Origin of the sequence: Enterobacter cloacae complex sp. P17RS (genome assembly GCF_014895885.1) — a bacterium.
Classification (GTDB): domain Bacteria; phylum Pseudomonadota; class Gammaproteobacteria; order Enterobacterales; family Enterobacteriaceae; genus Enterobacter; species Enterobacter bugandensis.
Genome location: NZ_JADBQK010000016.1, coordinates 53074 through 65587, shown reverse-complemented (window position 1 = coordinate 65587; position 12514 = coordinate 53074). Strand labels below are relative to the sequence as shown.

General features: G+C 58.0%; 9 protein-coding genes. 3 read left to right on the top strand and 6 right to left on the bottom strand.

Going from position 1 to position 12514, the window contains the following annotated elements:
* Positions 1–85: 85 nt before the first annotated feature.
* The gene (locus IM265_RS13340; RefSeq protein ID WP_028014505.1) at positions 86–1384 is read right to left on the bottom strand and encodes an MFS transporter; all 1299 of its coding nucleotides are present in this window, start codon (positions 1382–1384) and stop codon (positions 86–88) included.
* Positions 1385–1860: 476 nt separating this feature from the next.
* Between IM265_RS13340 and uxaC the strand changes: the two genes are divergently transcribed.
* Entirely contained in the window at positions 1861–3273 is a 1413-nt protein-coding gene (gene uxaC, locus IM265_RS13335) for a glucuronate isomerase (RefSeq protein ID WP_193031373.1), read from the top strand.
* A gap of 17 nt (positions 3274–3290) precedes the next feature.
* Positions 3291–4778 (top strand): UxaA family hydrolase, encoded by a 1488-nt coding sequence (locus tag IM265_RS13330; protein WP_041907967.1) that lies wholly within the window; start codon positions 3291–3293, stop codon positions 4776–4778.
* A 148-nt stretch (positions 4779–4926) separates the two neighbouring features.
* Here the strand turns inward: IM265_RS13330 and sstT are convergent, their stop codons facing one another.
* From sstT to IM265_RS13310, 4 genes are all read right to left on the bottom strand, one after another.
* Complete coding sequence (gene sstT / locus IM265_RS13325; protein WP_041907970.1) at positions 4927–6168, bottom strand: serine/threonine transporter SstT; 1242 nt, start codon at positions 6166–6168, stop codon at positions 4927–4929.
* A gap of 221 nt (positions 6169–6389) precedes the next feature.
* Positions 6390–7358: a TerC family protein gene (locus tag IM265_RS13320; protein WP_193031375.1), complete on the bottom strand. Its 969-nt coding sequence runs from the start codon at positions 7356–7358 to the stop codon at positions 6390–6392.
* A gap of 250 nt (positions 7359–7608) precedes the next feature.
* Complete coding sequence (locus IM265_RS13315; RefSeq protein WP_049000041.1) at positions 7609–8607, bottom strand: Gfo/Idh/MocA family protein; 999 nt, start codon at positions 8605–8607, stop codon at positions 7609–7611.
* Between the two features lie 70 nt (positions 8608–8677).
* Positions 8678–9181, bottom strand: a complete 504-nt coding sequence (locus IM265_RS13310) for a YgjP-like metallopeptidase domain-containing protein (protein ID WP_023333531.1) — start codon at positions 9179–9181, stop codon at positions 8678–8680.
* Positions 9182–9264: 83 nt separating this feature from the next.
* Here IM265_RS13310 and rlmG point away from each other — a divergent pair, with 83 nt between their 5' ends.
* Complete coding sequence (rlmG, locus tag IM265_RS13305; protein WP_028014499.1) at positions 9265–10401, top strand: 23S rRNA (guanine(1835)-N(2))-methyltransferase RlmG; 1137 nt, start codon at positions 9265–9267, stop codon at positions 10399–10401.
* On the opposite strand, the gene IM265_RS13300 is transcribed toward rlmG, so the two are convergent.
* Complete coding sequence (locus IM265_RS13300) at positions 10398–12419, bottom strand: NADPH-dependent 2,4-dienoyl-CoA reductase (protein WP_193031377.1); 2022 nt, start codon at positions 12417–12419, stop codon at positions 10398–10400. The genes rlmG and IM265_RS13300 overlap by 4 nt on opposite strands.
* Between the last annotated feature and the right edge of the window lie 95 nt (positions 12420–12514).

Genomic DNA, 12514 nt, shown 5'->3' with positions numbered 1-12514 from the left:
TTGTTATACCACTTTCACGGAATACTCTCCAGATTTTGCCATTAAAAAAGCCGCCCGGGGGCGGCTTCGGTGAAACGCATTTTCGCTAACTCTGCGTAGCCGGTCGCCCGAGAGACTCTTTCGCCAGCTCCTCTGCGGATTTGCTTTTCAGCACCGTCCAGATAACCACCGCGCCCATCAGGTCGAAGATTGCCAGCACCGCGAACAGCGGGCTGAAGCCGATGGTATCAGCCAGCGCACCGACGACCAGCGCGAACATCGTACTTGCGGTCCACGCGGCCATACCGGTCAAGCCGTTGGCGGTGGCCACTTCGTTGCGACCGAAGACGTCAGACGAGAGCGTAATCAGCGCGCCGGAGAGCGACTGGTGCGCAAATCCACCGATGCACAGCAGGGCGATAGCCACATACGGACTGGTAAACAGGCCGATCATGCCCGGGCCAATCATCAGCAGAGCACCCATGGTCACCACCATCTTACGGGAAACGATCAGGTTCACCCCAAACCAGCGCTGGAACAGCGGTGGCAGGTAGCCGCCTACGATACAGCCCAGGTCAGCAAACAGCATTGGCATCCAGGCGAACATCGCGATCTCTTTCAGGTTAAAGCCGTAGACTTTAAACATAAACAGTGGGATCCACGCGTTGAAGGTGCCCCAGGCCGGTTCAGCCAGGAAGCGCGGCAGGGCGATACCCCAGAACTGACGGGTGCCCAGGATCTGCCAGACGGACATCTTCTTGCCATTGTTGGTCTGATGCTGCGCTTCCTGACCACCAATAATGTATTCGCGTTCTTCCTCGGAGAGTTTTTTCTGATCGCGCGGGTGTTTATAGAAAACCAGCCACGCCATTGCCCAGGCAAAGCTCAGCACGCCAGAGATAATGAATGCCATCTGCCAGCTGTGCATCACGATGGCCCACACCACCAGCGGCGGCGCAATCATTGCGCCGATGGACGAGCCCACGTTGAAGTAACCCACCGCGATGGAACGCTCTTTTGCCGGGAACCACTCAGAGCTGGCTTTCAGCCCCGCCGGGATCATTGCGGCTTCTGCCGCACCGACCGCTCCACGGGCCAGCGCCAGGCCGCCCCAGCTGCCTGCCAGTGCGGTTGCACCGCAGAATACCGCCCAGGCGATGGCGAAGAAGGCATAGCCGATTTTGGTACCCAGAATATCGAGAACATACCCAGCAACAGGCTGCATGACGGTGTAAGCGGCAGAATAGGCCGCGATGATGTAAGAGTATTGCTGCGTGGAGATATGCAGCTCTTCCATCAACGTTGGCGCCGCGGCTGCCACGGTGTTACGTGTCAGGTAGCCCAGCACGGTACCCAGCGTCACCAGTGCGATCATATACCAACGTAACCCTTTAATTTTACGCATCTAAAACCTCATCGTTATGTTATTTCCGCGCCAGAGCACGGCAACCTCTCAACCGTTGCCGGGAGCAGTTGTGTAACGGGAGGGGCGTAGCCGGGAGAATGTCCCGGAACGGCCCGAACCTTGCCATAAGTAAGCGTGCATAAGTCGGTATCCGTACCGTTAAATCCGATGTGTCTCACACCGGTAACGCATTCCGTCGGCTTAGTGTTTGCGACGGCGAAACGATAACTTGTCATACAACTTTAAAAGGTGAGTGACATCACAAATGTATGATTCTTTGTAGGGACATTAATCGCCGCGCGCAAAGCCAGAAACGGCGCGGCCTGTAGAAGGGTTTACCCCATTGAGGGTAATTTATTTGTTAGCGTTTATTGATCTCACTCACGAAAAAAGCTTCGGTGGGTGGAAATTGGTGTGATAACTTTGCAGCATATGAACATACGCTTTCTGACGCTCTCGTAATGAGGAAGACGATAATGACGCCGTTTATGACCGACGATTTTCTGTTAGATACCGAATTTGCCCGCCGCCTGTACCACGACTACGCTAAAGACCAGCCGATTTTCGACTACCACTGCCACTTACCGCCGCAGCAGGTTGCCGAAAATTACCGTTTCAAAAACCTGTATGATATCTGGCTGAAGGGTGACCACTATAAATGGCGCGCAATGCGCACCAACGGCGTGGCTGAGCGACTGTGTACCGGCGACGCGACCGATCGCGAGAAGTTCGACGCCTGGGCGGCGACCGTTCCGCACACTATCGGCAACCCGCTTTACCACTGGACGCACCTCGAACTACGCCGTCCGTTTGGTATCACCGGCAAGCTGCTTTCTCCCGCTACGGCGGATGAAATCTGGGACCAGTGCAACGAACTGCTGGCGCAGGATAACTTCTCCGCGCGCGGCATCATGAAGCAGATGAACGTGAAGATGGTGGGCACCACCGACGATCCGATTGACTCCCTGGAGCATCATGCCGTTGTCGCCAAAGACGCCTCTTTTGACATTAAAGTGCTGCCAAGCTGGCGCCCGGACAAAGCCTTCAACATCGAACAGGCCACCTTCACCGACTACATGGCGAAGCTGGCGGAAGTGTCCGATACCGACATCCGTCGTTTCGTCGATCTGCAAACCGCGCTGACCAAACGCCTGGACCACTTCGCGGCGCACGGCTGTAAAGTCTCTGACCACGCGCTGGACGTGGTGCTGTTCGCGGAATCAAACGAAGCCGAACTGGACAGCATCCTGGCGCGTCGCCTCTCCGGTGAATCGCTTAGCCAGCATGAAGTAGCGCAGTTCAAAACCGCGGTGCTGGTGTTTCTCGGCGCGGAATACGCCCGTCGCGGCTGGGTACAGCAGTACCACATCGGCGCGCTGCGCAATAACAACCAGCGCCAGTTCAAACTGCTGGGCGCGGACGTGGGCTTTGACTCCATCAACGACCGCCCGCTGGCGGAAGAGCTGTCAAAACTGCTGAGCAAACAGAACGAACAAAACCTGCTGCCGAAAACCATTCTGTACTGCCTGAACCCTCGCGATAACGAAGTGCTGGGCACCATGGTCGGCAACTTCCAGGGCGAAGGTATGCCGGGCAAGATGCAGTTCGGATCCGGCTGGTGGTTCAACGATCAGAAAGACGGCATGGAGCGTCAGATGACGCAGTTGGCGCAGCTCGGTCTGTTAAGCCGTTTCGTGGGTATGCTGACCGACAGCCGCAGCTTCTTGTCCTATACCCGTCATGAATATTTCCGCCGCATCCTGTGCCAGATGATTGGCCGCTGGGTGCACGCGGGTGAAGCGCCAGCGGATATCCAGCTGCTGGGCGACATGGTGAAAAACATCTGCTTTAACAATGCGCGTGACTACTTCGCCATTGAACTGAACTAAGGCCGTCTGAGGTTGATATGCAATACATCAAAATCCATTCGCTGGATAACGTGGCCGTCGCGCTGGCAGATTTAACCGAAGGCACGGAAGTAGCCTTCGATAACCAGTCGGTCACGTTGCGCCAGGCCATTGGACGTGGACACAAGTTTGCCCTGATCCCCATTGCAAAAGGGGAGAACGTGGTGAAGTACGGTTTGCCCATCGGCCATGCGCTGGCGGATATTGCGCCGGGTGAATATATTCATTCCCACAATACCCGCACCAATCTCAGCGATCTGGACGAGTACAGCTATCAGCCTGAACTACCGAAGGCAGGCGTGCAGGCGGGGGATCGTGAGGTGCAAATCTACCGTCGCGCAAACGGTGATGTAGGGATCCGCAACGAGCTGTGGATCCTGCCGACCGTCGGCTGCGTGAACGGCATTGCGCGTCAGATCCAGACCCGCTTTCTGAAGGAGACCCACGATGCCGAGGGCATCGACGGGGTACATCTTTTCAGCCACACCTACGGCTGCTCCCAGCTGGGTGACGACCACATCAACACCCGCACCATGCTGCAAAACATGGTGCGCCACCCGAATGCGGGCGCGGTGCTGGTGATCGGCCTCGGCTGCGAGAACAACCAGGTCGACGCCTTCCGCGACACGCTGGGAGAATTCGACCCTGAGCGCGTGCACTTCATGGTGTGCCAGCATCAGGACGACGAAGTGGAAGCGGGCGTTGAGCAGCTGCATCAGTTGTATGAGGTGATGCGCCACGACAGGCGCGAGCCGGGGAGGCTGAGCGAACTGAAGTTTGGCCTGGAGTGCGGCGGGTCTGACGGTCTTTCCGGCATTACCGCTAACCCAATGCTGGGCCGCTTCTCGGATTACGTGATTGCCAACGGCGGCACCACGGTGCTGACCGAAGTGCCGGAAATGTTTGGCGCGGAGCGCATTCTGATGAGCCACTGCCGCGACGAAGAGACGTTTGAGAAGACCGTCACCATGGTGAACGACTTCAAACAGTACTTCATTGCCCACAATCAGCCGATTTACGAGAACCCATCGCCGGGGAACAAGGCGGGCGGAATCACCACGCTGGAGGAGAAATCCCTCGGCTGCACCCAGAAAGCGGGGGCCAGCCAGGTGGTGGACGTTCTGCGCTACGGCGAACGCCTGAAAACCCACGGCCTGAACCTGCTGAGCGCACCGGGTAACGATGCGGTCGCCACCAGCGCGCTGGCGGGGGCGGGCTGTCACATGGTGTTGTTCAGCACCGGTCGCGGTACGCCGTACGGCGGTTTTGTGCCGACGGTGAAAATCGCCACCAACAGCGAGCTGGCGGCGAAGAAAAAGCACTGGATCGATTTCGACGCAGGCCAGCTGATCCACGGCAAAGCGATGCCGCAGCTGCTGACGGAGTTCGTGGACACTATCGTGGAGTTTGCTAACGGCAGGCAGACCTGTAACGAGAAGAACGACTTCCGCGAGCTGGCGATCTTTAAGAGTGGTGTGACGCTTTAAGTGTTTTGTCGGGTGGCGCTAGCGCTTACCCGACCTACTGAACTTTAATCGGTGCGGCCTGATGCCCTCACCCTGACCCTCTCCCACTCTCCCACGGGGAGAGGGTACAAACACTAAAAACGGCAACCTCAGGGTTGCCGTTTTGCTGTTAACCTCGCAGCGCGTTCTTCGCTAAACGCGCGTCTTCCGCCTGACAGGCCGCTGCGGTGAACAGCACGTCGGTAGAGGAGTTCAGCGCGGTTTCGCAGGAGTCCTGCAGCACGCCGATGATGAAGCCGACGGCCACAACCTGCATGGCGATCTCGTTCGGGATGCCGAACATATTGCACGCCAGCGGGATCAGCAGCAGCGAACCGCCCGCCACGCCGGATGCGCCACAGGCACACAGCGACGCCACCACGCTCAGCAGCAGTGCCGTTGGCAGATCCACAGGAATACCCAGCGTTTGCACGGCCGCCAGGGTCAGCACGGTGATGGTGATCGCCGCACCTGCCATGTTCACGGTCGCACCCAGCGGGATCGACACGGAATAGGTATCGCGGTCCAGGTTCAGCTTCTCCGCCAGCGCCATGTTGACCGGAATGTTTGCCGCCGAGCTGCGGGTGAAGAAGGCGTATACACCGCTCTCGCGCAGGCAGGTCAGCACCAGCGGATACGGATTGCGGCGGATCTGCCAGAATACCAGCAGCGGGTTGATCACCAGCGCCACCAGCAGCATACAGCCGACCAGCACCATCAGCAGCTGCGCGTAGCCCCACAGCGCGTCAAAGCCGGTTGTGGCCAGGGTAGACGACACCAGGCCGAAGATACCGATGGGCGCAAAGCGAATCACGACCTTAACGATAAAGGTCACGGCGTTGGACATGTCATTGACCAGGTTTTTCGTCGTTTCGTTGCCGTGACGCAGGGCGAAGCCCAGGCCGATCGCCCACACCAGGATGCCAATGTAGTTGGCATTCAGCAGGGCATCAATGGGGTTCGTAACCATGCTCATCAGCAGGCCGCGCAGCACTTCCACAATGCCTGAAGGCGGCGTGACGTCGCCTGCCGCAGAGGTCAGATGTAGCGTGGAGGGGAAGAGGAAGCTAAAGACCACTGCGGTCAGCGCAGCAGAAAACGTGCCCAGCAGATATAAAAAGAGAATCGGGCGAATGTTGGTTTTTTGTCCGTGTTGGTGATTGGCGATAGAAGCCATGACCAGCATCAGTACCAGCACCGGCGCAACGGCCTTCAGCGCGCCCACGAAAAGCGTTCCGAGAAGCCCCGTCGCTTCCGCGGCAGGTTTTGACACCAGCGCCAGCAGAATACCCAGAACCAGACCTACCAGGATTTGTTTAACCAGGCTACCCTGCGTCAGACGCGCAAGCAGGCCCTTAGATTGTGTGCTCATACTAAATTCCTAAGTGAAATTGTGTTCCATCCTGGATGTGCTCTAAGTCACATTTATTTCAGGATGTAAATATTTGTTTGCCTGGTTGAGTATCAAGGAAAGCGGGGAAAGGCGGAAGAGTAAAATGCTGGATTTTACGTGTCACATCATATTTTTTAACTATTGAGTCACAAAAGTGTGTTAACCCTCTCCCCTTTGAGGAGAGGGTTAGGGTGAGGGGATTACTCCGCCTGCTGCTTTTTATCGTGCTGGCGGTTAACCCAGGTATTGATAACCAGCGTCACCAGCAGAATGCCGAACACCACGCCAAGCGAAATGGCGATCGGGATGTGGTAGAAATCCACGATCAGCATCTTGATACCAATGAAGACCAGGATCACCGACAGACCGTACTTCAGCATCGAGAAGCGCTCTGCCGCACCTGCCAGCAGGAAATACATGGCGCGCAGGCCGAGGATCGCAAACAGGTTAGAGGTCAGCACGATGAACGGATCAGTTGTCACCGCGAAGATTGCCGGGATGCTGTCTACCGCGAAAATCACGTCGCTCAGCTCGACCAGAATCAGCACCAGCAGCAGCGGGGTGGCGAACAGCAGGCCGTTCTTACGCACGAAGAAGTGCTCGCTCTCGATCTTGTCCGTCATGCGCAGATGACCACGGATCCACTTCACCAGCGGCTTATCACCGATACCGGTATCGTCTTCTTTCGCCAGCGCCATTTTGACCCCGGTAAACAGCAGGAACGCGCCGAACACGTACAGCAGCCATTCGAACTGGGTAATCAGCCAGCTGCCGGCGAAGATCATGATGGTACGCAGGACAATGGCACCCAGCACGCCGTAGACCAGCACGCGGCGCTGCAAGGCTGCAGGCACAGCAAAGTAGCTGAACAGCATCAGCCAGACGAAGACGTTATCAACCGCCAGGGCTTTTTCAATCAGATAACCGGTGAGGAAGGCGAGTGCCTGAGGATCGGCCACCGCACGGCCTTCGGTTGAGGCCAGGTACCACCAGAAGACGGCGCAAAAGAGGAGCGAGAGGGTAACCCAGACCAGCGACCAGACGGCGGCCTGCTTAACGCTCATGCCGTGCTCGCCGCGACGACCCTGCAAAAAGAGGTCGATCGCCAGCATGATGAGCACGACAACCGCGAATCCGCCCCACAGCATTGGAGTGCCGACAGAATGCATACTATTTTCCTTACACATAAAAAACAAAAACGGCCATGGTCAGAAGACGATAGCCGTTAGCTTTTTATGCATAGACCTCGCCTTCCGGCAAGGTCTCACTTACAACCACGAAGGTTGCCCGGCGACCGGATGCATATTTAACGCATCGTAATGACGATCCACCGGCGAAGAAGTTACTCCCCTTTGCAGGTAACAAAATATGTCAGACCATCGGTTTCGTCAATGGCCTGCGCCGTTTCATTACACAGCTTTACGCGATCGCTTCCGCGCCGACGCCGTCTGCCGGGAACACCACGCCGGTCTGGCGGCGGATCTCGGTTTGCAGCTTCGCCGTGGTGCGGCTTACCGCAAGGCCTGGGTGATTCACTTCGTTGTCTTCCACCAGACGGGCGAAGACCTCTGCCTCATAGAGCATAGTGTTAATATGCTGAGGCTGCGTCAGTTCCTGCGCTTTGCCGCCGCGCGGCACGAAGCTCACCTTCTGGCATTCGGAGATCTTCTCGATGACCAGCGACCCGGCTTCGCCCTGAATTTCGCTCGGCAACACGGAATCGCTCACCTTGGAGTGCTGCAGCGTGACGCTGAAATCACCGTAATCCAGCACCACCAAACCGTGTGCATCCACGCCGCTCTCCAGCAGGCTGGCGGTGGCCGTAACGCCGTGCGGCTCGCCCCACAGCGCTACGGCAGAGGCCAGGCAGTAAAAACCGATATCCATAATCGAGCCGTTTGAGAAGGCCGGGTTAAAGGTATTCGGATTCTCGCCGTCCAGATAGCGCTGATAGCGCGACGAATACTGGCAGTAGTTGATAAAGGCTTTGCGCACTTTGCCAATTTTCGGCAGGGACTGCTGCAGCAGAAGGAAATTCGGCAGGCTGGCGGTTTTGAACGCTTCGAACAGCACCACCTGGTTTTCGCGGGCAAGCGCAATGGCCGCTTCCACTTCCTCAATATTCGAGGCCAGCGGCTTCTCGCAAATCACGTGCTTTTTGTGGCCGAGAAACAGCGCCGTTTGCGGGAAGTGCAGGGAGTTCGGGCTGGCGATATAAACCGCGTCAATGGCGTCGCTTTGCGCCATTTCATCCAGGGAGGTGAAGAGATGCTCGACGAGGTAGTCGTTAGCAAAGCTCTGCGCCTGCTCAAGGCTGCGGGAATAGACTGCGGTGAGTTTAAGTTTGCCGGTTTCGTGGGCGGCGTCGACGAACTGGCGCGTGATCCAGTTCGTTCCAATGACTGCGAAACGTATCATAAACGTTTACGTACTCCGTAGCGGGGAACCTTTAGCCACTGTAGCACGGGATTATTGCAAAACCAGTGCGCTATTCCGCATTACCATTTAACGATAAATGCGTAAGCCACAGGCGGGTATCAAACTCCAGCTGGTGATACTGCGGCTCCATGTGGCAGCACAGGGAATAGAACGCTTTGTCGTGCTCTTTCTCTTTCAGGTGCGCCAGCTCATGCACCACGATCATCCGCAGAAAGGCTTCCGGCGCGTTACGAAACACCGTCGCCACGCGGATCTCCGCCTTAGCCTTCAGCTTGCCGCCCTGCACGCGGGAGATGGCGGTGTGCAGGCCGAGCGCGTTTTTCAGCACGTGGATCTTGTTGTCGTACATCACCTTGTTGATCGGCGGCGCGCTCTTCAGATATCGGCTTTTCAGATCCTGCGTATACTGCCAGAGGGCCTTATCGGTCGCGAAATCGTGCGTGCCGGGATAGCGTTTTTCCAGCACCGCGCCGAGCTTCTGCTCGGCAATCAGGCTGCGAACCTGAGTCAGTAAATGCTCCGGGTAGCCCTGGAGATAAGTAAGTTGGTTCATCAAAAGCCCAAATTAATGCGAAAACGGGTATACTCACGCACCCTTTTCAGGGATACGCCAAATTTTACCATTCAGGAGGGCCGATGAGCCACTTAGACAACGGTTTCCGTTCACTCAACCTTAAACGTTTCCCGGAAACGGACGACGTAAACCCGCTTCAGGCGTGGGAAGCGGCGGATGAATATCTGCTGCAGCAGTTGGATGAGACTGAAATCCGCGGCCCGGTTCTGATCCTGAATGACGCGTTTGGTGCCCTGGGCTGCGCCCTGGCAGAGCACACGCCTTACAGCATTGGCGATTCCTACTTAAGCGAACTGGCGACGCGTGAAAACCTGCGCCATAACGACATCGACGAGTCCAGCGTGAAGTTCCTCGACAGCACCGCGGACTACCCGCAGGCGCCGGGCGTGGTGCTGATCAAAGTGCCCAAAACCATGGCGCTGCTGGAGCAGCAGCTGCGCGCGCTGCGTAAAGTCGTCACGCCGGAAACCCGCATCATTGCGGGTGCCAAAGCGCGCGATATTCACACCTCAACGCTGGAGCTGTTCGAGAAAGTGCTCGGCCCGACCACTACCACGCTTGCCTGGAAAAAAGCGCGCCTGATCAACTGCACCTTCAGCGCACCGGAGCTGGCCGACGCGCCGGAGACGCTGAGCTGGAAACTGGAAGGCACCGACTGGACCATCCATAACCATGCGAACGTTTTCTCCCGCACCGGGCTGGATATTGGGGCGCGTTTCTTTATGGAGCATCTGCCGGAAAACCTGGAAGGGGAGATTGTCGATCTGGGCTGCGGCAACGGCGTGATTGGCCTGACGCTGCTGGCGAAGAATCCGGAAGCCAGCGTGGTGTTCAGCGACGAGTCGCCGATGGCGGTGGCCTCCAGCCGTCTGAACGTAGAAACCAACATGCCGGAAGCGGTGGATCGCTGCGAATTTATGATCAACAACGCGCTCTCCGGCGTTGAGCCTTTCCGCTTCAACGCCGTGTTCTGCAACCCGCCGTTCCACCAGAAGCACGCCCTGACGGATAACGTCGCGTGGGAGATGTTCCACCACGCTCGCCGCTGCCTGAAAATCAACGGCGAGCTGTATATCGTGGCGAACCGCCACCTGGACTACTTCCACAAGCTGAAGAAGATTTTCGGCAACTGCGTCACCATTGCGACCAATAACAAGTTTGTGGTGCTGAAAGCGGTGAAGCTGGGTCGCCGTCGCTAAATAACCAGTGCAAGCTGGGTGCCCTGCGCAATCGCCCGCCGCGCATCCAGCTCCATCGCCACGTCGCACCCGCCGATCAAATGCACCGTTTTACCCGCTTCGCGCAGCGGATCGGCCAGATCGCGCTTTGGCTCCTGTCCGGCGCACAAAATCACATGATCCACGCGCAGCAGCTGCGGTTCACCACCGATCAGCACATGCAGCCCGTCGTCGTCGATCTTCTGGTAGCTCACCCCCGGGATCATCTTCACTCCGCGCGAGAGCAGGGTGGCGCGGTGGATCCAGCCCGTGGTTTTGCCCAGCCCTTCACCCGGCTTGCTGGCCTTACGCTGGAGCATCACGATCTGGCGCGGGCTTTTCGGCAGCTGCGGCCCTTCCGGCCGTAATCCGCCGGACTGGCTCAGGCTGGTATCAATGCCCCATTCTACGCAAAACTCGGCGATGTTCTGGCTGGTGGCCTCGCCCGGCTGGCTTAAATACATCGCGGTATCAAAGCCGATCCCGCCGCAGCCGATAATCGCCACCTTCTCGCCAACGGGCGCTTTGTCACGCAATACGTCCAGATAGCTCAACACCTTCGGATGATCGATACCCTCGATTGCAGGCGTGCGCGGTGCGATCCCGCTCGCGAGGATCACCTCGTCGAAACCGATCAGATCCGCCGCGCTGACAAGTTGGTTAAGCCGCAGATCAACACCCGTCAGATCGATCATCCGGCGGTAGTAGCGCAGGGTTTCATAGAACTCCTCTTTGCCGGGGATCTGTTTGGCGATATTAAACTGCCCGCCAATTTCACCGGCGGCATCAAACAGCGTCACGCTGTGCCCGCGTGAGGCGGCATTCACCGCAAACGCCAGCCCAGCGGGGCCGGCTCCCACGACGGCCAGGCGTTTTTGAGTGACCGCGGGGACGACCGGCATTTTCGTTTCATGGCAGGCGCGGGGGTTCACCAGGCATGAGGTGACTTTGCCGGCGAAGATCTGATCCAGACAGGCCTGGTTACAGCCGATGCAGGTGTTGATCTCATCCGCACGGCCGCTTTGCGCTTTGGAGAGCAGTTCGGAGTCCGCGAGGAACGGACGCGCCATCGATACCATATCGGCGTCGCCGCGTGAGATCACATCGTCCGCCACCTGCGGGTCGTTAATGCGATTCGTCGTTACCAGCGGAACGGAGACTTTGCCCTTCAGCTTGCGCGTTACCCAGCTGAACGCCGCGCGCGGCACCGGCGTGGCGATGGTCGGGATGCGCGCTTCGTGCCAGCCAATCCCGGTGTTGATGATGGTGGCACCTGCGGCTTCAATCGCCTGCGCCAGCTGCACGGTTTCGTCGAACGTGCCGCCGCCCTCCACCAGGTCGAGCATCGACAGGCGGAAGATAATAATAAAGTCCGCGCCCGCACGTTCGCGCACCGCGCGCACCACCTCCACGGCAAAGCGCATCCGGCGGGCATAGTCACCGCCCCATTCATCGTCGCGCTGGTTGGTGCGTGCGGCGAGGAATTCGTTAATCAGATAGCCTTCAGAGCCCATCACCTCCACACCGTCGTAGCCCGCCTCACGCGCCAGCGCGGCGCAGCGGGCAAAATCGTCGATCAGCGCCAGGATCTCGTCGTGGCTGAGGGCGTGAGGGGTAAAGCGGTTAATCGGCGCCTGAATAGCCGATGGCGCAACCAGCTTTGGCTGATAGCTGTAGCGCCCGGTATGCAGAATTTGCAGGGCGATTTTGCCGCCTTCGTTATGCACCGCGTCCGTGACAATGCGGTGATGCGGCAGCTGTGTCGCATCATTCAGGACTGCGCCGCCCTCCATCGTCACGCCTGAAGGGGCAGGGGCTACGCCGCCGGTGACAATCAGCGCCACCCCGTGGCGGGCGCGTTCGGCATAGAAGGCTGCCAGGCGCTCGGCTCCGTCCGGGCGCTCTTCCAGCCCGGTGTGCATCGAGCCCATCAACACGCGGTTTTTAAGGGTGGTAAACCCCAGATCGAGGGGAGCGAATAGCGACGGGTAGCGGCTCATAGTCTCTTCCAGTGTAAAATTATTGTTATGTGGTCGGATGAGTTACTAATTTAGCCAGCGGCAGCAGAAAGGTAAAAGCGGGATCGAATGATTGT

Bases quoted from the DNA above. Each gene is read 5' to 3' on its own strand.
- IM265_RS13320 (WP_193031375.1), bottom strand. From the start codon at position 7,358: ATGCATTCTGTCGGCACTCCAATGCTGTGGGGCGGATTCGCGGTTGTC.
- rlmG (WP_028014499.1), top strand. From the start codon at position 9,265: ATGAGCCACTTAGACAACGGTTTCCGTTCACTCAACCTTAAACGTTTC.
- sstT (WP_041907970.1), bottom strand. From the start codon at position 6,168: ATGAGCACACAATCTAAGGGCCTGCTTGCGCGTCTGACGCAGGGTAGC.
- IM265_RS13300 (WP_193031377.1), bottom strand. From the start codon at position 12,419: ATGAGCCGCTACCCGTCGCTATTCGCTCCCCTCGATCTGGGGTTTACC.
- IM265_RS13330 (WP_041907967.1), top strand. From the start codon at position 3,291: ATGCAATACATCAAAATCCATTCGCTGGATAACGTGGCCGTCGCGCTG.
- IM265_RS13315 (WP_049000041.1), bottom strand. From the start codon at position 8,607: ATGATACGTTTCGCAGTCATTGGAACGAACTGGATCACGCGCCAGTTC.
- uxaC (WP_193031373.1), top strand. From the start codon at position 1,861: ATGACGCCGTTTATGACCGACGATTTTCTGTTAGATACCGAATTTGCC.
- IM265_RS13340 (WP_028014505.1), bottom strand. From the start codon at position 1,384: ATGCGTAAAATTAAAGGGTTACGTTGGTATATGATCGCACTGGTGACG.
- IM265_RS13310 (WP_023333531.1), bottom strand. From the start codon at position 9,181: ATGAACCAACTTACTTATCTCCAGGGCTACCCGGAGCATTTACTGACT.